We start from the raw sequence: 24,040 nt of genomic DNA, 5'->3' as shown, positions 1-24,040 counted from the left end.
GGCGTGAAGAAAATCCACCGAGCGGCGAACACCGGGAGACAGTCGCCTTCGGAAGGACGCCATGACGGCACCACCTGACGCCAACGATGTGATGGAAGACGTCACCGTGGTCGAGCGGTCGCTGGACGATCCCGAGCTTTTCGCCCTCCTGTACGACCGATACTTCACGGAGCTCCACCGCTATCTGGCCGCCCGGCTCGGCGGCGAGCAGGCCGAGGATCTGGTCGCGGACGCCTTCCTGCTCGCCTTCCATGGCAGGCACTCCTTCGACCCGCGGCGGGGCACCGTGCGGTCGTGGTTGTTCGGCATCGCCACGAACGTCGTGGCCCGGCACCGCCGCAGGGAGGGCCGCCGCCTGAACGCGCTCAGCAAGGTGGCGGCCGAGGACTCCGCCGACGGGCACGAGGACCGGGTGACCTCTCAACTCGCGGCGCTGGCCAGCCGGCCGGAGCTGGTACGGGGGCTGAGAGGTCTGGCGAAGGGCGATCGCGACGTGGTGTTCCTGCTCGTGTTCGGCCGGCTGGGTTACGAGGAGATCGCCACGGCCCTGGACATACCGGTGGGGACCGTCGGATCCCGGATCAACAGAGCGCGCAGGAAGCTGCGCAAGGCCCTGGGCGACGTCAACCCGATCGGGGAGTGGTGATGGACGAGCTGAAGCTGGTCGAGACCGTGTTCGCGGAGCCCGAGCCCACGCCGGAGGCGGCGGCGAAGGGGCGTGACCGCCTCCTCCGCCAGGCTCGGGCGCCACGGTCCGGCCGTCCGCGGCGCACCGCGCTGCCGATCCGGCGCGTCGCCCTGGTCGGCGCCATGGCGGTGCTGCTCACCGGCGGCATCATCGTCAGCCAGGTGAGCCTGGGCGGCTCCGACCCGCATACCCCCGGGTATCTGATCGCTGCCCCTCCGGCCGACGCCAAGGCGCTGCTCACCCTGGCCGCGCGGGCCGCCGTCGGCCAAGGTGACACGGTGCCCGCCCAGGGCCAGTACGTCCACACCAGGACGCTGGCCCAGCGCAGCCTGCACACCAGGGACAGGTCGGGCACGACGCAGTACACCAATGTGCTGGTCAGCGAGGAGCGCTGGGAGGCCGCCGACGTGGGCAAGCCCTGGCTGAGCCGCACACAGGGCCTGTCGGCCACGGGTCCGGCGCCCCGGCGTTTCTGGGACCACGGCGTCGAGGACGTCCTGTCGGAGTCGTCGGGCTGTCCCGGCCGGCCGGCCTACGCCCGGCTGGCCGCCTGGCCGACGGATCCCGCCCAGGTACGGGCGAAGATCGTGGCCGACACGGGCGAGGAGCCGCTGCGCGTCTGGCGGGCCCTCCAGGGCCTGGTCCGCGAGTCCGTGGTACGCCCCAGCCTGGGCGCCGCGCTGTACCAGGTCGCGGCCGGGCTGGACGGCATCGTGCTCATCGGCGACGCCGTGGACGCCGCCGGCCGCCCCGGACTGGCCGTCGCCATGGACGAGGGCGACGGCTCCCGGTCCGAGCTGATCTTCGATCGGGAGACCTACCGCTACCTGGGCGAGCGCACGGTGAACACCAGGGACCGTCAGGTGCGGGTGTCCTCCGGCGCCGAGTACACCGCGAAGAAGGGCACCGTGACCGGCACCGCCGTGCTCGCCGTCGACCTCGCCGGCGGCCTGCCCGAGGTGTCGCCGAAGGCGTCCCGGATGAAGATCCCCTGCTGAGACTTCTTCCCGCCTGATCCGGCCTTCCGGCCGCAGGTTCTGTTTCGCATGCCTTCCGACAGATCCGGCATGCCGTCAAAAGGAGAATATTGATGTTCATCGCCAAGGCGATCGCGGTCACCCTGCTCGCCGGCTCGTTCGGCGGCCCCGCCTCGCCGCCGTCGGGCGCCACCGCCGCGCACGACACGCAGTCGAAGCTGGAGGCCGAGCGCGTCGCCTGCATGACGGAGCGGGGGCTGGACTACCTGGCCTCGCCGGAGCCACGGCGCGAGTGGCAGCCCGGAGAGCGGGAGCGGCTCGCGGGTGACCTGGACGCGCTGCGGGCGTACCGGGCCAGATACGGCTTCGGCGTCTGGTCCCCGAACGTCTATCCGAAGGACAAGGTCGTCAACCCCGTCCAGCACGAGAACCCGAACAACGGGATGCTGATGTCGCTCTCGGCCGGCCAGTTGAAGAAGTGGCGCGCCGCCGACGACTCCTGCTTCTCCCAGGCGGTCAAGGAGGTGCTGGGCAGGACCGTCACCTCCCACGACGACTACTACGACCAGCTCGAAGCGGCGATGGGGAAGTCGTTGAGCGTCCTCGACCAGGACAAGGAGCTCGTCCGGCTGGGCAGGCGGTTCGCCGCGTGCCTCGGCGTCGAACCGGCCGAGCCGACCGCGCTGGACGGCCTGAGCCGCACGAAGATCGTGCGGCAGGCGTCGGACGTCGCCAGGAAGGCGTGGAAGGGCGAACTGCCCAAGGCGCCCAAGGGCCGGACCATCACGTTCCGCCCGAACCTGAAGCCCGCGCAGGCCAGGCCGTACCTGGACAAGGAGATCAAGGCGGCGCTGAAGGACCTGGAGTGCGGTGAGGACTTCTACCCCGCCTACTCTCCCAGGGCCATGGAGATCAGGTCGCGGGTCGACCAGGAGTTCGGCCGGTAGGGCGTCGGCACCCGGCCGTGTCAGCGGCGGCGTCAGTGCGGTGACGGCCCGGTGTCAGGGCTCTTCGCGAAGGTTGACCCATGGACGCCGGACCGGAACGGAACCGGCGGATCGACCACCGCGACAAGGAGACACGAATCATGGCAATCGGCGGGAACGGCTTCTCCGAGCAGGGGCTGCGCAGGCTGCGCGAGGTGCTGGCCCGGCACGTCGACTCGGGGAAGATCCCGGGCCTGGTCGCCCTGGTGAGCCGCGGCGAGGAGACGCACGTCGAGGCGATCGGCACGATGCGGCACGACGGCGGCGCGCCCATGCGCCGCGACACCATCTTCCGGATGGCCTCCACGTCCAAGCCCGTCTCGATCGCGGCGGCCATGGTGCTGGTGGACGAGTGCCGGCTGCGGCTGGACGACGTGGTCGACCCGTGGCTGCCCGAGCTGGCCGACCGGCGCGTGCTGACCAGCCCCGGCGCGCCGCTGGACGACACCGTCCCGGCCGGCCGGCCGATCACCGTGCGGGACGTGCTGACCTCCACCTTCGGGCTCGGCATGGACTTCACCGCGCTGGGCAAGCCGATCATGAACGCGATCTTCGAGCGGGGCCTCACCCCGAACCTGCCGGTCGAGATGCCCGAGCAGGACGAGTGGATGCGCCGCCTGGGCGAGCTGCCGCTGATGTACCAGCCGGGCGAGCAGTGGCAGTACCACATCAGCAGCGACCTGGTCGGCGTGCTCGTCTCCCGGGTCACCGGCCGGCCGTTCGAGGAGTTCCTGCGCGAGCGCATCTTCGAACCGCTCGGCATGACCGACACCGGCTTCCACGTGCCCGCCGACCGGATCGACCGGCTGCCGCCCCTGTACGCCCCCGACCCGGTCACCGGCGAGTTCCTCGTCTGGGACGAGCCCGAGGGCGGACGGTGGAGCACGCCGCCGGCGTTCCAGGGAGGCGGCGGCGGCCTGGTCTCCACCGCCGACGACTACCACGCCTACTTCCGGATGTTGCTCAACGGCGGCACGCACCGGGGCACCCGCATCCTGTCCCGGCCCGCCGTCGAGCTCATGACCACCAACCGGCTCACTCCGCAGCAGAACGACGCCCGCACCGCCCTGGCCAGGAACAACGTGCACATCTCCTTCGGCCAGGGGCAGCAGGGCGGCTGGGGCATGGGCATGGCGGTGCGCACCTACCGCGGCGACTACGCCCCGATCGGCCAGTTCGGCTGGGACGGCGGCAGCGGCACCTCGGCCTACGCCGACCCGGCCAACCAGCTCACCGGCATCCTGCTCTGCCAGCTCGGCTACTCCGTCCCGAACCCGGCACACCTGATGAACGACTTCTGGACCACCCTGTACCAGGCCCTCGACGACTGACACCGAGCCGGCGGTGAGAGCGCGCCGACCGGCGGTGCAAGCGCGGGGCCAGCCCCGCGCAACAGCGGTCCTCTTTGCTGAGGCTGTCCGACGTCAGTCTCACAAGGGGGACCAATGACCAGATCAATGACCAGAACGGGGAAGGCGGCCGGCGCGGCCGCCGCCGCGAGTGCGCTGCTGCTCGCGGTGGCATCGCCGGCGCAGGCCGCGACCGACATCAAGCTCGACTGTCACACGTACGGCAGCAAGGCGCTCCGGTACGAGCTCGACGCGACCGCCACCTTCGAGAACCTGCCGGGCGGGGGCCGCGCCTGGCACAAGCTGACCTTCCGCGTCAGCCACGGCGGGTCCACGACCGTGGTGAAGATGCGGATCAGGGACGGCTACCGGAACGCCTGGGCCTTCGAGCGCACCGTCGAGCCGGGGACGACCTACACCGCGCTGCCGCTGGTCGACGGCGGACGGCCGCTCGTCACGAACACCGACCGCAAGGACGACCAGGTCGTGTTCGCGGCGTTCTTCGCCACCGCCCAGGACCCCGCCCCCGCTGCCTCGCCCGCTCGGCGCCGATGTAGCCGCCCGCCCATGGGGGGCAGCAGCGGTGCAACATTCCGGCAACCGGGCCCGCGTAGGCCTTGGTCCCGAGGACGACGGGACGGAACGTCGAAGGAGGCACCGAGATGGCAGCCGAGCCGGCATCGCAGCACACCCCCGATCGGCGGACACCGCACACCCCCGGACGGGCAGCGCCCCGAAGGCCCGGTGGAGCGGCGCCGCGACGGCCCGGCGGGGGGTTGCCGCGGGAGCCCGGCGAGGGAACACCTGGAGCCGGCGAAGAGGTGCCCAGAGGCGGCGAAGAGGTGCCCGGAGGGGGTGAGGGAACGCCCGGAGGCGGTGAGGAGGTGCCCGGAGGGGGTGGGGGACCGGTGGAGGTCAGGCCGCCCGGCCGGCGGTTCCTCGCCGTCGGGTCAGGGGCGGCGCGGGCGTGACCGGCCACCGCGTCACCTCACGGCCCCCGCGAGGAGGCGACGTGCCCCCGCGTCACCTCACGGCCGTCGCGCGGACGTCACCTCGCGGCCGCCTCGGCGCCGGCCAGGGCCGCGGTCACGGTTTCCGCGATGGTGCGGCGGCGGCCGGCGGTGTGGCGGGCCTGGTAGGCGCCGGCGCCGAGTGCCGCACGCAGGCCGCTCTCCAACGCGGCGAGGTCGGCCGCCTCGCACGGCGGCACGGGGGCCGAGATCGTCTCGCGGATCGCCGCGGCGCCGCCGAGCAGTTCGGCCGCGGCGGCGTGGGAGCCGTCCAGGTGCAGGGTGCGGGCGATGGCCTCCACCACGCTCGACGACCGGCACAGGTCGCCCAGGCGGTGCTGGACGTCGAGCGCGCGGGCCAGCCGCCGGGCCGCGGCCCCGAGGTCCGCCCCGGACGGCCCGGCGCCGGTCAGGTCGGCCAGGGCCAGCAGGTTGTCGGCCCAGCCGAGCCCTTCGGGGAAGCCGACGTCCTCGAAGAGCGCCAGGGCCTCCAGCAGCAGGTCGCGCGCGCGTTCGGGGTCGCCGTCGTACAGGTCGCACGCGGCCAGGTCCAGCAGCGTCCAGCCGATGCGCTCCTTGTCGCCCAGCCGGACGAACTCGTCGTGCGCCTCCCGCGCCCGCGCCCGCGCCTCGGTGAAGCGCCCGGCCAGCCATGAGGCCAGGGCGAGCATCTCGACCTGGAAGGCCTCGCCCCAGGTGTCCCTGGCGGTCCGGTACTCCTGCCGCGCCTGCTCGTGGGTGCGCAGGGCGCGGTCGAAGTCGCCGGTCTCGCGGGCGATCTCGCCGAGCATGCTCAGCGCCCGCGCGACGCCGGCCGCGTCGCCGAGCCGCCGGCACGCGGCGAGTGCGCGTTCGGCGTACCCGGTGGCCGGCGTGTAGTCGCACTCGTAGGCGGTCAGCGTCGCGGCGCCGCCCAGCGCCTTGGCCACGTACGGCTCCGGGGCGCCCCCGGCGTGCCGCAACGCGGTCTCCAGCCAGTGGCGGCCTTCGGAGTAGTGGCCCCGCAGGTAGCAGTAGCGCCAGACGGCCCCCGCGATGCGCAGCGCCACCTCGTCGGCGGCGCCGAAGGTGCAGGCGGCGCGCAGGTTGTCGTGCTCGGCGGCGATGCGGTCCAGCGTCGCGCCGAGCCCCGGCCCCCTCAGCTCGCCCTCCGTCTTCTCGGCGAAGGCCAGGTAGTACTCGGCATGCCGCCGCGCGATCCGGTCGCGCCGCTGCGGGGCGAGCTCCCCGGCGGCGAACTGGCGGATCGTCTGCGACATGCGGTACCGGGCGCCGTCCGGCGTGGGGTCGACGGTCAGCAGGGACTTGTCGACGAGCCGTCCCAGCAGGTCGAGAACGTCGGGCTCGGCCGAGACCGCGGCGGCCGCCGTCAGGTCGCAACCGCCGGGGAACACCGACAGGGCGCCCAGCAGCTCGCGCTCGCCGGTGTCGAGCAGGGCGTAGCTCCAGTCGATGACGGCCCGCATCGTCCGGTGCTGCGGGGGCGAGGTGCGCGGGCCGCCGGTCAGCAGCGTGAAGTGGTCGTGCAGCCGTTCGGCGATCTGGGGCAGCGTCAGCACCCTGGCCCGGGCCGCGGCCAGCTCCAGGGCCAGCGGAAGCCCGTCCAGGTCGGCGCAGATCAGTGACAGCGCGGCCCGCTGGTCGTCGTCCAGACCGGCGGCGGGGCCGAGCCCGGCGCGTTCCAGGAACAGCTCGGCCGACGGCGGCGCGCCCAGCGGCGGCACCCGCCACACCAGCTCGCCTCCCACGCGCAACGTCTCCCTGCTGGTGGCCAGGATGTGCACCGACGGGCAGCTCGTGAGCAGCTCGTGCGCCACGGCGGCGCAGGCGTCGGCCAGGTGCTCGCAGTTGTCGAGCACGAGCAGCACGCGCCGCGTCCCCAGGTGCTCGGCGAGCGCCCGCAGCGTGGAGTGGCCGCCCGTGGTGTGCACGCCGAGCAGGTCGGCGATCGCCGGCGCCACCAGCTCGGGGTCCTCGACCTGGGCCAGCTCCACGAAGTGCACGCCGTCGAAGCCCGCGTCCACCGACGCGGCCATGGCCAGGCGGGTCTTGCCGACGCCGCCCATGCCGGTCAGCGTCACCAGGCGGTGGCCCTCGACGAGGGGACGCAGCTCGGCCAGGTCCGCCACACGTCCGACGAGCCGGGTGATCGGGGCCGGGACGCCGGTGCGCAGGCCCGCCGGGGCCACCGGGGCGGCCGTCACCTGCCGCACGACCGGCGCGACGCCAGGAGGCAGCAGGTCCTCGGCGGTGAGCCGGCGGCACAGCACGTTCGCCTCGATCTCGCGCAGCGCCGGGCCGGGATCGACGCCGAGCTCCTCGTCGAGCACCCGGCGGGCCCGCTGGAAGGTGGCCAGGGCGTCGCCCTGCCGCCCCGACAGGGCATGGGCGATCATGAGCAGCTCCCACAGGTGCTCGCGCAGCGGATGCTCCACGACCAGGTGCTCCAGCTGTTCGGCGGCGGCCCGGTGCAGCCCCAGGCGCAGCCGCGCGGTCAGGACGTCCTCCGTCGCCGACAGCCGCATCTCCCTGAGCCGCTCCATCTCCCCGTGCGCCCAGCCGTGCACCTGGCAGTCGGCGAGCACGTCGCCCCGCCACAGCTCCAGCGCGCCCGCGAGCACGCCGGCCGCCCGGTCCGAGACCTCCTCCGCCAGCAGGCCGCGGCCGAGCAGCACCTCGGACTCGAAGACGGCGGCGTCGACCTCGCCGGGCACGAGCGCCAGCCGGTAGCCGGGCGCGCGGGTCTCCAGGACCTCGGGCAGACCGGCCTCGCGCAGCCTGCGGCGCAGGTGGGAGATGTAGGTGTGCAGCGTGCGCACGGCCTCCGCCGGCGGCTGCTCGCCGTAGAGGCCGTCCACCAGGCGCTCCACCGACACCACCCGGCCGGGCGTGAACGCCAGCAGGCCCAGCACCGCGCGCAGGCGGGATCGTGGCAGGCCGGTACGCCGGTGTCCGGCGACGAGCTCGACGGGTCCGAGTACGGCCACGCGCATGTTTGCGGCCACCGGGTGCTACCTCCGGGCAGGGGGCTGACATCGTCGACGACGAGTAAAGGCGCCGGGATCTGTCACGTCCTCAGGGAAACCCCTGAACCCGCGCGACATTTTCCCCGAGGATCATGGTTTGTTACGCTCCACGAGCCGTGACGGAACGATGCCCCCACCGTCCCGGCCGCGCCGAGGGGCGGTGCCACGGCAGGAGAACATGGGCGAACGCCTCCTCGGAAGAGACGCCGAGCTGGACTCGGTGCGCGCATGGCTCGGCCTCCGGCACGCCGGCCCCCGCCTGCTCATGATCAGCGGCGCGGCCGGCATGGGCAAGACGTCGTTGTGGACGGCCGCGCTGTCCACCGTCAGGGCCGGCGCGGGCAGGGTGCTCGCCTGCCGCCCGGGGGAGACGGAGACCGGGCTGATCTACTCCGGCCTCGGCGACCTGCTCGACGGGCAGCAGGACACTCCGGCGGTCCGCGCGTTGCCCGCGCCGCTGCGTGACGCGCTCGGCGTGGCGCTGCTCTGGCAGCAGCCCGGGCGCACGCCGCCGGATCAGCGGGCGGTCGCGCTGGCCGTGCTGCACCTGCTCAGACGGTACGCCGACGAGGGGCCGCTGATCGTCGGCGTGGACGACCTGCAATGGCTCGACCCGTCCACCGAGGCGGTGCTCGGCTTCGCGCTGCGCCGGCTGGAACAGCCCGCCGGAGTGCTGGCCACGGTGCGCACGGGCACCGGCGACCTGTCCTGGCCCCCGCTCGCCCGCGCCGTGCCCCCCGACCGGGTGGAACGCCGCGAGCTCGGCCCCATGGACGCCGACGCCATCGGCGCCCTGCTCACCGCCCGGTACGGCCGGCCGCCGCGGCCCGGTCTGCTGCGGGTCGTCCACGAGGCCGGCGGCGGCAACCCGCTGTTCGCGCTGGAGCTGGCCAGGACTCTGGACGACCGGCCCGGCCCCGATGCTCAGCCGCCCGTCCCGGAGAGCCTGCGGCACCTGCTGCGTACCGTGATGGACGGCCTGTCGGAGGCGGCGGCCGAGGTGGCGCTGATGCTCGCCTCCGCCTCCCGCGCCCGCGCCGGGCTGTTCGACGGGCTACCGGCGGGGCACGAGGGGCTGGCCGAGCTGGTCGCCCGGCACGTCGTCGTCACCGGCGGCCCGGTCCCGCGCTTCGCCAACCCCCTGTACGGCGCCGCCGTCCTGGAGTCGGCCGGAGCGGCGAGGCGGCGCGAGATGCACGCCAGGCTCGCCCGTACGGCGGCCGGGCCGGAGGAGCGGGCCCGGCACCTGGCCTTCGCCGCGACCGGTCCCGACGCGGTCGCCGCCGACGCCCTGCACGAGGCGGCGCGGGCGGCGGTGGCGCGCGGGGCGCCGTCCACGGCGGGCGAGCTGGCCGAGTGGGCCGCCCGGCTCACCCCGTCCGAGCAGGACGACCTGGCCACCAGGCGGCGGATCGAGGCCGCGGCGAACCTGCTCACCAGCGGCGGCGCGTCCCGGGCCCGCGCGCTGCTGGAGGACGTCGTGGAGCGGTGCCCGTCCGGGCCGGTCAAGGCCGAGGTGCTGTTCCTGCTGAACCGGGCGATCTTCGGTGAGGGGGACTACGCCGGCGCGCTCGTCCCCAACCAGCGGGCCAGGCTGGAGGCGGGGGAGTCGACCGAACTGCTCGTGCCGATCCTGGCCGACCTCGCGTACTCGCGCATGCACGTCGGCCACCTGGCCGGAGCCGCCGGTCACGCCCGCGAGCTGCTGGCCGTGGCCACCCGCACCGGGGACGCCGCCCTGCACGACGAGGCCACCATCGCCACGATCACCATCGAGTTCATGCGCACCGCCAGGCCGCCCGCCGCGGTGCCCGAGCCGTCCTACGACAACCCGCTGGACCGCTCCCCGTTCGCCGCCCTGCACGTGGCCGGCTACCTGTACCGCTCGCTCGGCGACCTGCCGGCGGCGCGGGCGGCGCTCGACACCGTCCGCACGACGGCGGTGGCGGCCGGCGTCGAGGCCTACATCCCGTCCGCGCTGATGTGGGCCACCGAGGTGGAGTGCCTGGCGGGCGACCTCGACGCCGCCGCCGAACGCGCCGCGCTCGCCCGCCGCGCCGGGCAGGAGACCGGGACGCCGTCCACGTCCGCCCTGTACACCGAGGCGTTGGTGCTGGCCCACCGGCGTGAGCTGGACCGGGCGCGGCCGATCGCCGAGGAGGGGCTGACCGTGGCGTTGCGGTCCGGCATGGGCACGGGCGCGCTGTGCCTGCGGGCCCTGCTCGGTTTCGTCGAACTGGCGGCGGGCGACCCGGCCGAGGCGGCACGGCACCTGGAGCACATGGAGCAGGCGGCCACGGCCCTCGGAGCGGCGCTGGAAGTGGTGTGCCCGACCGCGGTGTCCGACCACGTGGAGGCGCTGGTGGCGCTCGGCCGCCTCGACCGGGCCGCCGAGCTGGCCGAGCGGGCCGCCAGGTCGGCGCGGCTCATCGGCCGGCCGCTGGCCAGGGGCGTGGCGGGCCGGGCCCGTGGCCTGCTGCTCGTGGCCACGGGCTCGCCCAAACGGGCCGCGGAGGAGCTGCGCGCCGCCTGCGCGGAGTTCACCGCCGGAGGCCTGCCGTTCGAGCTCGGCCGCACGCTGCTGGCGCTGGCCCAGGCGCAGGCGCGGCAGCGGCAGCGGGCCGCGGCCAGGCAGAGCGCCGAACGGGCCGCCGCCGTGTTCGCCGGGCTCGGCGCGGACCGCTGGGCCGAGGCGGCCGCGCAGCCCGCCCGCCCGGCCGAGCCGTACGGGCTGACGCCGTCGGAGGGGCGGGTGGCGGTGCTCGCGGCGCGCGGCCGGTCCAACCGGGAGATCGCCGAGGAGCTGGTGATCGATGTGAAGACCGTGGAGACGCACCTGTCCAGCGCCTACCGCAAGCTGGGCGTGCGCGGCCGGACGCAGCTCGCGGTCCGGTTCGGCGACGACGCGGGCACCGGCCGCGCCTGACCGCTCACCTGTGCCGGGCCGCGGCGGTCAGCTCGCGCAGGCGCGCCAGGAACGCCTGCCCGGCCGGCCCGGTGTCGAGCGGCAGCAGGTACGAGCTCGCGTCCGACGACCCGAACCACCGCGCCTGCACGTCGACCCCCGAGGCCCGCCCGTACGGCGCGGGGTCGGCGACGCGCAGCGACACGTCCGCCAGCCTGGCGCCCAGCCGCACCTGCGTGCCCCGGTCGGTGACGGTGGCGATCACGATCACGCCCGGCGTGACGACGGCCGCCGTGGTGAACGGCCCGATCTCCAGCCCGGCCGCCCGGGACGCGCCGAACAGCCCGTCCAGCAGGCCGCGCCGCACGCGGCCCGGCGGCGGGACGGGGACGCTGCGGGTCTCGCAGCAGACGTCGGCCGTCTCCGCCAGGTCGCCGAGCAGCTGCTGCCCGGCGTATTCCGTGACCGCGGCCCGCAGACGGTCGTCCAGGCCGCTCACCGGGCACAGCCGGGTCGCTCGGGTGTAGTCCAGGTTCATGACGCTCCCCTGATGAGATCGGGCAGATGGGCGCCCAGCGGCGTGCCCGCCAGCAGCCGGGCGGTGAGGTCGGTGTCGAAGCCGCTGAAGTAGCCCAGCAGCCAGGAAGCGTAGAGCCCGTAGGCGTCGAAGTAGCGCACCTGCCCCTCGTCGCCGGTCACGTACCGGTAGGCGGGGACGCGGCCGGTCTCGACCGCGGCCGCGTCCGGGGCGCAGCACGGGACCGGGCGGGGACGGGCGTTCTCGCCCGGCCGCCACACGACGGTCTCCGTGGACGGCCCGTGCGCCGGGTCGAACAGGCACGGCGGGCTCTTCCCCGCGCCGGGGGCGAGCCGCCGCCCGGCCTCCGCCAGCGCCTCCGTGCACGCCGCCACCTCCCGCCAGTACGTCGAGCCGTCCGCGGCCGAGGCGCGCAGCGCGTGACTCCCCGCCAGGCGGCGGTACTCGCGGGCGGCCTCCGCGCCCTGCGGCAGCCTCGCGTCCAGCATGCGCAGGTCCTGCTCCAGGCAGGCGCCGACCCACTCCTTGAGCTCGGCGAAGTCGCGCTCCGCCGCGGCGCCGGACGTCCCGAGCCGGTCGCGGACGAGCGCCCACACCGCGATCGGCACGGCGACCACCGCGATCGACAGGACGACGATGATCGTCATCTCCGTTCTCCTTCCAGGCTTCAGCGGCCGGCGGCGGGCCACAGGTACGTCTGCCGCCAGTCCGGGATCGGCTCGCCGGCCCGGTGCCCGGTGCCGAGCAGCAGGTAGACGCAGGCCGAGACCAGCGCGGACAGCAGGAAGCCGACGTCCAGGCCGCCGGTCAGGCCGACCAGCGGGCCGGTGTAGAGGGGGCTGTCGGCGTCCAGGAGGCCGACGGCGGCCCCCGCCAGCCAGGCGGCGCAGGCGCGCGGGTTCCAGCCGCCGGCGTACCAGTAGCGGCCGCCCGACAGGCTCTTGTTGTGCACCTGCAGATCCCGCACGTCGTACACCCGCCCGCAGCGCAGGTGCCCGATCAGCGCGATGACCGCCCACGGCGTGGCCAGCACGGTCAGCACCACGACGAACCCGGTCACGGCCTGCTCCACCCCCACCGTGGAACGGCCCGCGAACACCAGCCCGACCGTGACCGCCGTCGCCACCGCCGCCCCCGCCGTCCTGGACGTGCGCGGGAACAGGCCGTGCAGCTCCAGCCCCATGTTGTACAGCGGCACACCCGCCGCGCCCAGGCACCCGGCCACGCCGGCGAACAGCAGCAGCGGCACGTACCAGGCCGGCGCCGCCCGTACCAGGCTCTCCAGGTACGCGCTCTCCGCCCGCGTCGAGATCGCCACGAAGGCGCCGAACAGCGTGGGCGCCAGCAGCCCGCAGAACAACCCGGCGGCCGACGACCACACCACGCTCGCCGCGCTGTGCCGCCTGGGCGACAGGTAACGCGTGTAGTCGCCGATGATCGTGGCGTAGGCGACGGGGCCGCTGATCCCGGCCGTGACCAGGGCGAGAATCCACGCCGATGCGCCACTCGGCCGGCCGGCGGCGGCCGCGGACCAGGACGGGTCGAAGCCCGGCGCGTACGCGACCACCCCGGCGGCCAGCACCAGCGCCATCGGCGCCACCAGCAGCGCGCTGATCCGGGAGATCAGCTCGAACCCGCCGACGGCCAGGGCCGCCACCAGCACCGCGATGCCCGCGTAGGCCGCCGCGCGCGCCGCCTCGCCCGGAACAGCGCCCGGTACGGCGCCGCTCACCCGGGCGAGCACCACCACGACGGCCTCGCCGCCCGTCCAGATCGCCACCGCCGTGTATCCCAGGGACAGCAGCAGCCCGATCAGCGAGCCCACCAACCGGCCGCGCACGCCGAAATGCGCGCCCGCGGCCACCGTGTTGCTCGTCCCGGCCCGGAACCCCAGCAGCGCCAGCGGCGCCGCCACCAGCAGGCCGAGCGCGGTGCCCGCCGTGGCGGCCACGACGATCTGCCACCAGCTCAGGCCGTACGTGACGGGCAGCCAGCCGAACACCGTCGCGCTGAGCGACAGGTTCGACCCCACGAGCACCCACGCCACGCTCGCGGGGCGGGCGGTGCGGCGGTGCTCGGGCATGGCGGAGACGCCGTGCCGCTCGATCACCCTGCGCTGTTCCATGGCGGCCGTCCCTTCCGATCGCGGTCCGGGACCACGATCGGCGGCGGCGGTTGCGCGCCGGTCGACGCCGGGCTTGCCGGTGGCGGGCAAGCGGGCGGCAACATGGCGGCAAGGCGTGCCCGCCTCGCCTCCCGGAACGGTTCTACGGCGCGGTCACGGGGCTCACTCGTGCGGCCACAGCCCGGCGAGGCGCGCGATGCGGAGACCGGCGTGCAGTTCCAGGCGGATCGATCCGTCCGTGATGTCGCAGCCGATGACCTCGCGGATGCGGTCGAGCCGGTAGTAGAGCGTGCTGCGGTGGATGCGCAGCCGCCGTGCCGCGCTCTGGATCTCGCCGCCGCTGTCGAGGTAGCCCTCCAGCGTCGCCGCGAGTTCGACGCCGTGCGGCGCGTCCAGCAGGCGTCGCACTCCGTCGGGGAACTGGCTCGGCGTCAGCCGGTCGAGCGGCAGCTGCAGGAACAGGCGGTCGAGGCCGAGCTCGTCCCAGAAGACGCGCTTGCCGTACCGCTGCGGATCGAGTCGCGAAGCGCGGTGGGCGAGCCGGGCCTCGTGGTAGGAGTCGACCGCCTCCGCCAGCGACGGCTTCACGCTGCCCACACCCGCCACGACCGCCTCCAGGCCGGGGCCGGCGAGCGCGCGTTCGAGCCTGTCGTGATTCACCGGACGCGGGAAGAGCACAATTCCCTCGGCCCCGAGAACGGCGCCGACGATTTTCACGGTCGTCGATCTCGTGGTGAATTCCAGGGTCGCCTCGACGGCCAGCCGGGTAATGGATCTGGGCGCCGAGTCAGGGGCCCGGAGAACGAGCACGGAATAATGCTCGACATCGTCGATGAGATTGTCCCGCACGAGTTTCCCGGCCGCCTCCGCGCGTTTCTCCGGCGATTCTCCGAGCAATTCCGCGAGCAGCTGCCGCGAATTCTCCGTGCCGTGCCGGCGATCGGAGATGCGCAGCGACAGCAGCGCGCCCATTTCCGGCGCGGCCGATTCCAGCACCGCGAGGTCGTCGGCGCGCGGCGCCTCCCGGTCCTCGACGTAATAGACGTAGCCGAGCAGTTGCTGCTCATGACGCAACGGCAGCACGACCAGCTCGCCGTCGTCCTGGGGGACCCGTACGCCGTGCCTGGCCTGGCGCAGCCGATGCTCCTCCACCAGCGACTTCGTCAGCGGGGCGGTCGAGCCGGCGAGCAGCCGGGCCAGCCGGGCGAGCCGCGCGTCGGTGTCGTGGACGCTGAACGCCGCGATCCTCAGGTCGCGATCGACCACCACGAGCGCCACGCCCAGGCGATCGGCCAGATCTTGCACGGCGTCATCAAGGCTCACCGGGGTTGCTCCTCTCCTGCGACACAGCGTCGGATCGGCGCCGACAACTAACGACAGATCGTACGAAGCGCATCAACGTGGTGTCCGTCTACGGTGGTGCGACAGCGCACAAGTTAGCAATGCGAGGGGTGCGGGTGGCAAGCCCCGCCGTCGCCCCGCGGGCCGATCACAGCCGTCCGCCCGATCAACAGATCATGCCGAGCAATGCCCGTACAGCACGGGAAGGAACCCATTCCAGTGACCGAGCGCACCGTCGAGACCAACGGCTATTCCACATTTTTCCTGGAAAGCGGCGACGACAACCGCGAGACCGTGATCCTGCTGCACGGCGGCGGCCCCGGCGCCAACGCGGTGTCGAACTGGAGCGGCTTCATGCCCGCCCTGAGCGACGACTACCACGTGCTGGCTCCCGACCTCGTCGGCTACGGCCGCACCGACCATCCCGAGGACATGCCGGGCAGCCTGACCGGCTGGATGCGCATGCGGGTCGAGCAGGTGCTCGCCCTGATGGACGCCCGCGGCATCGAGCGGGCGCACCTGGTCGGCAACTCGATGGGCGGCGCCCTGGCCATGCACCTGGTGATGACGGCGCCGGAGCGCTTCGCCCGGATCTCCCTGATGGGCAGCGCGGGCGGGCACTCGCAGCCGACGCCCGAGGTCATGCGGATGGTGTCCTTCTACAAGGACCCGACGATCAGCGCGCTGGAGAACCTCACCAAGTGGTTCGTCCACGACGAGGACGCGCTCGGCACGTCGATCTCGGAGATCACCGCGACGCGTTACCAGGAGGTCATGCGGCCCGAGGTGCGGCGTTCCTTCGAGCGCTTCTTCTCCTCCTCGCCCGCCGAGATGGCCGTGCCGCCGTCGGCGCTGCGCCGGATGCCGCACCCGTTCCTCGTCGTGCACGGCCGCGAGGACCGGTTCGTCACCCCCGACTCCAGTGTCTTCCTGCAGCAGCACCTGCCCAACGCGCAGCTGCACATCTTCCCGCACTGCGGCCACTGGGTGCAGATCGAGCGCGCCGCCGAGTACGCGGCGCTGCTGCGGGGCTTCCTCACCGACGCGTTCTGACCTCGTACGACAGGAGACATCAGGCATGGACATCAAGCAGCTCGGCTACCTCGGCCTGTCCGCGCGCGAGCCGGACGCCTTCACCGCCTACGCCACGGACATCCTCGGCATGCAGCGCGTCGCGGGGGAGGACGGCGCCACCCACTTCCGCATCGACGACGTGCACCACCGCATCACCGTCGAGGCCGGCGAGCAGGACGGCGGCGCCTACTACGGCTGGGAGGTCGCCGACGCCGGCGCGCTGAGCGCCGCGCTCGACGAGCTGAGCGACCACGGCGTCGTGGCCCACCAGGCGACCCAGCGCGAGCTGGAGATCCGCCGCGTGGCCGGCATGGCGCACTTCCTGGACCCGGCGGGCAACCGGGTGGAGCTGTTCCACGGGGCCTCGGCGGGCGAGGGGCAGTTCACCTCGGCGCGGGACATCGAGCGGTTCGTCACGGGCGACCTCGGCCTCGGCCATGTGGTGCTGGCCAGCCCGGACGTGCCGGCCCAGCAGCGGTTCTACACCGACGTCCTGGGCTTCAAGATCAGCGACACGATGCGCAGGCCGTTCCAGGCCACGTTCCTGCACACGAACCCGCGCCACCACAGCATCGCCTTCGTGGACGGCCCGTTCTTCGGCATCCACCAGCCGTTCCTGCACCACTTCATGCTCGAGGTCCCCGACATGGACCAGGTCGGGCGCACCTACGACCTCGTGCTCGACCGCGACGTCCCGGTCACCATGACGCTCGGCCGGCACAGCAACGACCAGATGTTCTCCTTCTACGCCGAGTCCCCGGTGGGCGTGCACACCGAGTTCGGCAGCGGCGGCGTGCTCATCGACGACGCGACCTGGCAGGTCACCGAGATCCCCGGCCCCGACCTCTGGGGCCACCGGCACTGACGTCCTCCCTTCTAGGAGCCATTGACATGGAAACCCTCACCGCCGTCGTGGAGACGGACGTGCTGATCGTCGGCGCCGGCCCGGCGGGCGCCACGGCCGCGGCGCTGCTCTCGACGTACGGCATCGCCAACGTGGTGCTCAACAAGTACGCCGGGGTCTCGAACACGCCTCGCGCGCACATCACCAACCAGCGCGGCGTCGAGGTGCTGCGCGACCTCGGGCTGGAAGGCGAGGTGACCAAGAACGCGACCCCGCAGCACCTGATGGGCGAGCACGTGTACGCCACCAGCCTCGCCGGCCAGGAGCTCGGCCGCCTGCGCACCTGGTACACCCACCCGCACTTCAAGGCCGAGCACGACCTGGCCAGCCCGTGCTCGGTGTGCGACCTGCCGCAGCACGTGCTGGAGCCCATCCTGGTCAACGCCGCCGCCACGCGCGGGTCGTCCGTGCGCTTCAACACCGAGCTGCTGACGTTCACGCAGGACGACGACGGCGTGACCGCCCTGGTCAGGGACAGGCTGACCGGCCAGGAGTACGGCATCCGCAGCAAGTACCTGATCGGCGCGGACGGCGGCAACTCGACCGTCGCCGCGCAGGCGGGCCTGCCGCTGGTCGGCAAGATGGGGCTCGGCGGCTCGATCAACGTGGTGTTCGAGGCGGATCTCACCCGCTTCGTCGAACACCGTCCGGGCGACATGTACTGGTTCGTCCAGCCGGGTGTCGGCCACGACGGCAACGGCATCGGCGTGCTGCGCATGGTGCGCCCGTGGACCAAGTGGGTCGGCGTGTGGGGCTACGACGTCAACGCCGGGCAGCCCTCGCTCACCGAGGAGGACGGCGTCCGCATCGCCCACCAGCTGATCGGCGACGACCAGGTGCCGGTGACGGTCGAGTCGATCTCCACCTGGGCGGTCAACGACGTCTACGCCACCGACAACATGGCGGGCCGGGTCATCTGCGTCGGCGACGCCGTGCACCGGCACTCGCCCATGAACGGCCTCGGTTCGAACACCTCCATCCAGGACAGCTACAACCTGTGCTGGAAGCTCGCCATGGTGTTGCGCGGCGAGGCCGCGCCGGTGCTGCTCGACAGCTACCGGGAGGAGCGGCTGCCGGTCGCCAGGCAGATCGTCCAGCGCGCCAAGCGCAGCGACGGGCTGATGCCGCCGATCTTCATGGCGCTGCGCCTGCCGCCCGCCTCGGGCGCGGCGGAGCTGCGCGACGCCCTCGACGGCCTGCTGCTGCCGACGGCCGAGGGCGGCGAGCGGCGGCAGGCGTTCGACGCCGCGATGCAGGCCACGATCATGTGCTTCAACACGCACGGCGTCGAGACCAACCAGCACTACACGTCCGGCGCGATCGTGCCCGACGGCACGCCCGAGCAGCCCGCGCCGCGGGACGAGGAGGTCTACCACTTCGCCTCCACCCGTCCGGGACGCCACCTGCCGCACGTGTGGCTGACCAGGGACCAGCAGCGCGTCTCCACCTTCGACCTGTGCGGCCGGGGCCGCTTCACCCTGCTCACCGGCATCGGCGGCGCGGCCTGGCGGGACGCGGCCGAGCGCGTCGCCGAGCGGCTGGGCGTGCCCGTCCGGGTGCGGTCGATCGGCCGTGGCTGCGACTACGAGGACAGCTACGGCGACTACCGCGCCCTGTCCGAGGTCGGGGAGGACGGGGTGCTCCTGGTCCGTCCCGACCACATGGTCGCCTGGCGGTCCGCGTCCATGGCGGACGATCCGGAGGCGGCGCTGAGCGCCGTGCTCGGCCGGATCCTCGGCCTGGCGACCAAGGAGTAGCGGGCCATGCGCATCGCGGTGGTCGGCGGCGGGCCCGGCGGGCTGTTCTTCGCCGCGCTGATCCGGCAGGCGGACCCGTCGTCCGCGGTAACCGTCTTCGAGCGCAACCGCGCCGACGACACCTTCGGCTTCGGGGTGGTCTTCTCCGACCGGACCCTGGAGGCGATCCACGAGGCGGACCCCGTGCTGCGCGCGGCCCTGGCCGAGCACGGCAGGCACTGGGACGACATCGAGGTCCGGCTGAAGGGCGAGCGGATCAGGTGCGGCGGCAACGGCATGGCCGCGGTCGTCCGGCGCACGCTCCTCCTGCTCCTGCAGGAACGGGCCCGCTCGGTCGGGGCGGAGCTCCGGTTCTCCACCGAGGTGACGCTCGCCGACCTGGCCGGCTACGACCTGGTGGTGGCCGCCGACGGGGCCTCCTCGCGGATCCGCGAGGAGCTCGGCCCCGGACTCGGCTCGCAGGTGGAGACCGCCACGGCCAAGTTCATCTGGTTCGGCACCGACCACCTCTTCGACGGGCTCACCTTCGTCCACGAACGCGGCCCCGACGGCGTCTTCGCGGTGCACGGGTATCCGATCTCCGACACCATGTCGACGTTCATCGTCGAGACCGACGAGGCGTCCTGGCGGCGGGCCGGGCTCGACGCGTTCGACGAGAGCCGGCCGCCGGGGGTGAGCGACCTGCGCTCCAAGGCGTACCTGGAGAAGCTGTTCGCCGAGCACATCGAGGGCGGCCGGCTGCTCACCAACAACTCCCGGTGGGCCGGCTTCCGCACCCGCCGCACCCGCCACTGGCACACGACGGCCCCGCGGCCCGTCGTGCTGCTCGGCGACGCCGCGCACACCGCGCACTTCTCCGTGGGCTCGGGCACCAAGATGGCCATGGAGGACGCCGTAGCGCTCGCGCGGGCGCTGGCCGGGTACCCCGGCGACCTGGCGGCCGCCCTCACGAGCTACGAGCGGGCCGCCCAGCCGCCGGTCCGGCACATCCAGGACTCGGCCCGGCCCAGCCTCGCCTGGTGGGAGAGCTTCGGCAGCTACCACGACGCTCTCGACCCGTGGCAGTTCGCCTACCACTTCATGTCCCGCAGCATCTCCGACGCGCGCCTGGCCAGACGCGCGCCGCAGTTCGTCGCGTCGGCCCATCGCCGGTGGCGGGACCTGCACGGCGCCGCCCCCTGGAGACGGGCTTCGAAGCGGCCGGCTGGTCGGCGTCCGGCCGGCTGCTCGACGTCCTGCCCGGCGCGGACGGCGGCCCCGCCGCCGTCCGGGGGAGGAACGATCTGCCGCTCTCCGCGACGCCGCTGCCCGGCGCGTGGGGCGCCCTGCTGGCGGCGCCGGACGCCGAGGACGGCCTGCCTGACCTGTCCGGGCCCGTCGCCGCCGGCGCGACCCTGGTCGCCGTGCACGGCGGCACGGCCCTGACCCGCACCCGGCTGTGCGAGGAGGCACGGATGCGCGCGGGACTTCCCGCACTGCTGATCGAACGGGAACACGATCGCGACCGGGCGCTGACCACGGTGCTCTCCGGCCGCGCGGACCTGGTCGGAGTGCTCTCATGAACGGCCTCGGACCGGGTCGCAGTGCCCGCGTGGGCGGTTCCGAATCCGGTCGCAGTGCCCGCGTGGGCGGCCTCGGGCCGTTGTTCGGCCCGCGGGGTGTCGCGGTCGTCGGCGCCTCCCGGGACCCGGGCAAACTCGGCGCCGCCATGGCCCGTTCGCTGTCCGGTTTCGACGGGTTCCTGGCGCTGGTGAACGCGCGGGACGACGCCATGTACCCGTCCGTCGGCGCCGCCGCCGCGGCGGGCCCCGTCGACCTCGCGCTGCTCTGCGTGCCCGCCGCGGCCTGCGCCGGGGTGCTCGCCGAGGCGGCGGACGCGGGCGTGCGGGCCGCCGTCGTGTGCGGCGGCGGGTTCGCCGAGGCGGGCGGCGCCGGGATCGAGCACCAGCGACGGCTCGGCGCCATCGCCCGGGACTCGGGCCTGCGCCTCCTCGGCCCGAACACCAGCGGCTTCCTCGCCCCGCACGCGCGGCTGACCGCCAGCTTCGTCCCCGGCGCCCACCGGGTGAGGCCGGGCGCCGTCGCCGTCGTGGCCGCCAGCGGCGGCGTCAACCACGCCCTGGCGTTCGCGCTGACCGAGGCCGGGCATGGCGTCAGCCTCGCCGTCGGCCTCGGGAACGCGGCCGACGTCACCGCCCCCGACGTCCTCGACCACCTCGCGGGCGATCCCCGCACCGCCGCCGTCGCGCTGCACGTGGAGTCGGTGGCGGACGGGCCCCGGCTGGTCGAGAGCGTGCGCCGCCTCACCGCGACCCGGCCGGTCGTCGCCCTGGTCGTCGGCCGCCACGACGTGGGGGCCTTCGCCGCCTCGCACACGGGGGCGCTGGCGACCTCCTGGCGCACCACGCGCGCCGCGCTGGCCCAGGCGGGGGCGGTCCTCGTCGACGACGAACGCGAACTCGTCGACGCCGTCGGCGCGCTCGCGGTGACGCGGGCCCGTCCGTGCGCCGACCCGGGGGTGGGTGTCGTGACCGCCCAGGCGGGTCCGGGCCTGCTGCTCCTCGACGACCTGCGCGGACGCGGGATCCGGGTGCCCGAGCTCGCTCCCGGCACCCGGGAGACCCTGGCCGGGCTGCTGCCGCCGCTGACCTTCCAGCGCAACCCGGTCGACACCGGCCGTCCGGGGCCCGAGCTGGGCGCGGTGCTCGCCGCCACCGGCGCCGACCCCGGCGTCGACGTCATCGCGGGGTACGTCCTGCACGAACCGGACGCGGTCGACGTCGTCGCCGCCGTCGGCGAGGGACTGACCGGCGGCGTCCCCGTCGTCCTCGGGCTGGCGGGCACGGGCGACGACGTCGTCCGCGACCGCAGTGCCCTGCGCGCGTCGGGCGTCCCGGTGGCCGCCGACGCCCGCGGCGTCGCCGCCGCCACCGCCGCGCTGCTGGCCGACGCCCGCGCGCGGACGGCCCGCCCGGCCGCCTCCGTCCCGTGGCGGGCGCCGGCCGTCCCGGCCGGCCGGTACGACGAACACGCCGGCAAGGCCCTGCTCGGACGGCTGGGCGTGGCGACCATGCCACGCCAGGCCTGCGCGGACCGGGCCACCGCGCACGCCGCGTTCGACTCGTTCGGGACGGCGGTCGCCGTGAAGCTGCTGGACGCCGACGTCCTGCACAAGACCGAGATCGGCGGCGTGCACCTGGGCGTGTCCACCCGCGCCGGGCTGGACGCCGCGCTCGACACGCTGGACGCGGCGGGCGCCCGCCGTTACCTGGTGGAGGCCATGGCGCCGGCCGGGATCGACCTGGTGGCCGGCGCGCGGCGCGACCCCGTCTTCGGGCCCGTGGTCCTCGTCGGGCTGGGCGGCACGGTGGCCGAGGCCCTGGCCGACGTCGCCGTCAGGCTCGCCCCGCTGTCTCCCGGCGAAGCGGCCGGCATGGTCGCCGAACTGGCCGGGCGGGCCCTGCTCGCCGGGTGGCGCGGCGGCCCCGTCCTCGACCCCGACGACCTCGGCACGATCGTCTCCAGGCTCGGCGACCTGCTCGCCGCCAACCCGCTCCTGGACGAGATCGAGGTCAATCCGCTCCGGCTCACGCAGCGAGGTCTGATCGCGCTTGACGCCGTCATCCTCACCAGGAAGGCCGACGATGCCCACACCGATCACTGAGCACACCGTGCCCTGGCCCGACGCCGACGTCACCCGTTTCACCGAGCAGGGCTACTGGGCCGGGGGCGCGATCGGCACCCTGCTGCGGGAGGTCGCCGACCGCGACCCGGACGCCACGGCGCTGGTGGACGGCCCGGGGCTGCGCCTCACGTACGGCGAGCTGGCCGATCGCGCCGACGCCGCCGCCGTGCGCCTGCGCGGCCTCGGCATCACGCCGGGCGAGCGGATCATCATGCAGCTGGGCAACTCGTGGGAGTTCGTCGTCCTCCTGCTGGCGTGCCTGCGCGCGGGCATCGTGCCGGTGATGGCGCTGCCCGCCCACCGCCGGGCCGAGCTGAGGTATCTGGCCGTGCACGCCGAGGCGGTGGCGATCGCCGTCCCCGACCGGAGCAGGGACTTCGACCACCAGCGACTCGCCCACGACCTCGCGGCCGACGTGCGCGCGGCCACCGGGGCCGGATGGCAGGTGCTGGTCGCCGGGGACGACGTCGAGCCCGGCAGCGTCGACCTGCGGGCCCTGTGCGGTCCGCCCACCGGCCGGACCGGCTCCGACCTGCCCGCTCCCAACTCCCGGGACGTGGCCGTCTTCCTGCTGTCCGGGGGCACGACGGGCCTGCCCAAGCTCATCGCCCGCACCCACGACGACTACGCCTACAACGCCCGGGCCAGCGCCGAGGTCGCCGGGGTCACCAAGGAGTCGGTCTACCTGGTCAGCCTGCCCGCCGGGCACAACTTCCCGCTGGCCTGCCCGGGGATCCTGGGCGTCCTGCTCGCCGGGGGCCGGGTGGTCATGCTGCCCACGCCCGAGCCGGTACGGGCCTTCGCCACGATCGAGGCGGAAGGCGTCACGCACACCGCGGTGGTGCCCGCGGTGGCCGGCCGCTGGCTGGACCGGGCCGTCCAGCACGGCGCCGGGCAGCTCGCCACCCTGCGGGTCGTCCAGGTCGGCGGCGCCCGCCTCGCGGACGAGCTGGCGCGCCAGGTCGAGCCGGTGCTCGGGGCGAGGCTGCAGCAGGTGTTCGGCATGGCGGAGGGCCTGCTGAACTTCACCCGCCTCGACGACCCCGTGGAGACGGTGTGCGGCACGCAGGGCCGCCCCCTGTGCCCCGCCGACGAGATCAGGATCGTGGACGAGCAGGACCGGGACGTGCCGGACGGCCAGGCGGGGCTCCTGCTGACCCGCGGGCCGTACACCCCTCGCGGGTACTACCGGGCGGCGGAGCACAACGCCCGCTCCTTCACCGGCGACGGCTGGTTCCGCACGGGGGACATCTGCCTGCGGACCCCCGAGGGCAACCTCGTGGTGGCCGGCCGCGACAAGGACATGATCAACCGGGGCGGGGAGAAGATCTCCGCCGAGGAGATCGAGAACCTCGTGTACCGGCTTCCCGCCGTGAGCCAGGTCGCCGCCGTGGCCATGCCGGACCCCGTGCTCGGGGAGCGCGTGTGCGTGTACGTCGTGCCCCGGGACGGCGCGACGGTCACGCTGGAGGAGATCCGGGCGGGGATGGAGAGCGCGGAGGTCGCCCGCTTCAAGCTCCCCGAACGGCTGGTCGTCGTCGAGGAGCTCGCCTGGACCAAGGTCGGGAAGATCGACAAGAAGGCCCTCAGGACCGACATCGCCGACCGCCTCAAGGCCGAGCTTCCCGCCGGCGCGGCCGAGGGATGACGGAGGGCGTCCCGGCTTCCACGGCCG

At 74.1% G+C, this 24,040-nt stretch carries 17 protein-coding genes; 12 read left to right on the top strand and 5 right to left on the bottom strand.

Features of this window, described 5'->3' with window-relative positions; translation table 11 throughout:
- The first annotated feature begins 61 nt into the window (after positions 1 to 61).
- The 4 genes from ACNF49_RS38270 (at position 62) to ACNF49_RS38255 (ending at position 3,982) form a co-directional block, all read left to right on the top strand.
- Entirely contained in the window at positions 62 to 646 is a 585-nt protein-coding gene (locus tag ACNF49_RS38270; protein ID WP_357972001.1) for an RNA polymerase sigma factor, read from the top strand.
- Positions 646 to 1,686 (top strand): CU044_5270 family protein, encoded by a 1,041-nt coding sequence (locus tag ACNF49_RS38265; RefSeq protein WP_482940678.1) that lies wholly within the window; start codon positions 646 to 648, stop codon positions 1,684 to 1,686. The genes ACNF49_RS38270 and ACNF49_RS38265 overlap by 1 nt, the downstream gene beginning before the upstream one ends.
- A 92-nt stretch (positions 1,687 to 1,778) precedes the next feature.
- Positions 1,779 to 2,612: a hypothetical protein gene (locus ACNF49_RS38260; protein ID WP_482940677.1), complete on the top strand. Its 834-nt coding sequence runs from the start codon at positions 1,779 to 1,781 to the stop codon at positions 2,610 to 2,612.
- 140 nt (positions 2,613 to 2,752) lie between these two features.
- The gene (locus ACNF49_RS38255) at positions 2,753 to 3,982 is read left to right on the top strand and encodes a serine hydrolase domain-containing protein (RefSeq protein WP_482940676.1); all 1,230 of its coding nucleotides are present in this window, start codon (positions 2,753 to 2,755) and stop codon (positions 3,980 to 3,982) included.
- Positions 3,983 to 5,048: 1,066 nt separating this feature from the next.
- On the opposite strand, the gene ACNF49_RS38250 is transcribed toward ACNF49_RS38255, so the two are convergent.
- Positions 5,049 to 8,015 carry an AfsR/SARP family transcriptional regulator gene (locus ACNF49_RS38250; RefSeq protein ID WP_482940675.1) on the bottom strand — a complete coding sequence of 989 codons (2,967 nt, stop codon included), beginning with the start codon at positions 8,013 to 8,015 and terminating at the stop codon, positions 5,049 to 5,051.
- Between the two features lie 199 nt (positions 8,016 to 8,214).
- Between ACNF49_RS38250 and ACNF49_RS38245 the strand changes: the two genes are divergently transcribed.
- Positions 8,215 to 10,962: a helix-turn-helix transcriptional regulator gene (locus ACNF49_RS38245; protein ID WP_482940674.1), complete on the top strand. Its 2,748-nt coding sequence runs from the start codon at positions 8,215 to 8,217 to the stop codon at positions 10,960 to 10,962.
- 4 nt (positions 10,963 to 10,966) lie between these two features.
- Here ACNF49_RS38245 and ACNF49_RS38240 read toward each other — a convergent pair whose 3' ends face one another.
- From ACNF49_RS38240 to ACNF49_RS38225, 4 genes are all read right to left on the bottom strand, one after another.
- A complete protein-coding gene (locus ACNF49_RS38240; RefSeq protein ID WP_482940673.1) occupies positions 10,967 to 11,479 on the bottom strand; it encodes a hypothetical protein in 513 nt (170 codons plus the stop codon).
- Complete coding sequence (locus ACNF49_RS38235) at positions 11,476 to 12,126, bottom strand: hypothetical protein (RefSeq protein WP_482940672.1); 651 nt, start codon at positions 12,124 to 12,126, stop codon at positions 11,476 to 11,478. Before ACNF49_RS38235 ends, ACNF49_RS38240 begins: the two co-directional genes overlap by 4 nt.
- Positions 12,127 to 12,146: 20 nt before the next feature.
- Positions 12,147 to 13,604 (bottom strand): purine-cytosine permease family protein, encoded by a 1,458-nt coding sequence (locus tag ACNF49_RS38230; RefSeq protein ID WP_482940671.1) that lies wholly within the window; start codon positions 13,602 to 13,604, stop codon positions 12,147 to 12,149.
- 162 nt (positions 13,605 to 13,766) lie between these two features.
- Positions 13,767 to 14,927, bottom strand: a complete 1,161-nt coding sequence (locus ACNF49_RS38225; RefSeq protein WP_357971982.1) for a PucR family transcriptional regulator — start codon at positions 14,925 to 14,927, stop codon at positions 13,767 to 13,769.
- 237 nt (positions 14,928 to 15,164) lie between these two features.
- On the opposite strand from ACNF49_RS38225, the gene ACNF49_RS38220 reads away from it, so the two are divergent.
- From ACNF49_RS38220 to ACNF49_RS38190, 7 genes are all read left to right on the top strand, one after another.
- A complete protein-coding gene (locus ACNF49_RS38220) occupies positions 15,165 to 15,998 on the top strand; it encodes an alpha/beta fold hydrolase (RefSeq protein WP_357971980.1) in 834 nt (277 codons plus the stop codon).
- 25 nt (positions 15,999 to 16,023) lie between these two features.
- Positions 16,024 to 16,884, top strand: coding sequence for a VOC family protein (locus tag ACNF49_RS38215; RefSeq protein WP_357971978.1), 861 nt, complete (start codon positions 16,024 to 16,026; stop codon positions 16,882 to 16,884).
- Positions 16,885 to 16,910: 26 nt separating this feature from the next.
- Positions 16,911 to 18,680, top strand: a complete 1,770-nt coding sequence (locus tag ACNF49_RS38210; RefSeq protein WP_482940670.1) for an FAD-dependent oxidoreductase — start codon at positions 16,911 to 16,913, stop codon at positions 18,678 to 18,680.
- A 6-nt stretch (positions 18,681 to 18,686) separates the two neighbouring features.
- A complete protein-coding gene (locus ACNF49_RS38205) occupies positions 18,687 to 20,105 on the top strand; it encodes an FAD-dependent monooxygenase (protein WP_482940669.1) in 1,419 nt (472 codons plus the stop codon).
- Positions 20,084 to 20,242 carry a hypothetical protein gene (locus ACNF49_RS38200; RefSeq protein ID WP_498703292.1) on the top strand — a complete coding sequence of 53 codons (159 nt, stop codon included), beginning with the start codon at positions 20,084 to 20,086 and terminating at the stop codon, positions 20,240 to 20,242. Before ACNF49_RS38205 ends, ACNF49_RS38200 begins: the two co-directional genes overlap by 22 nt.
- 62 nt (positions 20,243 to 20,304) lie before the next feature.
- Positions 20,305 to 22,344, top strand: coding sequence for an acetate--CoA ligase family protein (locus ACNF49_RS38195; RefSeq protein ID WP_482940668.1), 2,040 nt, complete (start codon positions 20,305 to 20,307; stop codon positions 22,342 to 22,344).
- Positions 22,325 to 24,013, top strand: coding sequence for a (2,3-dihydroxybenzoyl)adenylate synthase (locus ACNF49_RS38190; RefSeq protein ID WP_482940667.1), 1,689 nt, complete (start codon positions 22,325 to 22,327; stop codon positions 24,011 to 24,013). Before ACNF49_RS38195 ends, ACNF49_RS38190 begins: the two co-directional genes overlap by 20 nt.
- Positions 24,014 to 24,040 lie beyond the last annotated feature (27 nt).

The organism is Actinomadura sp. ATCC 39365 (assembly GCF_054392275.1).
The sequence above is the reverse complement of the archived record's forward strand: the minus strand, read 5'-3'. Positions and strand labels throughout refer to the sequence as shown.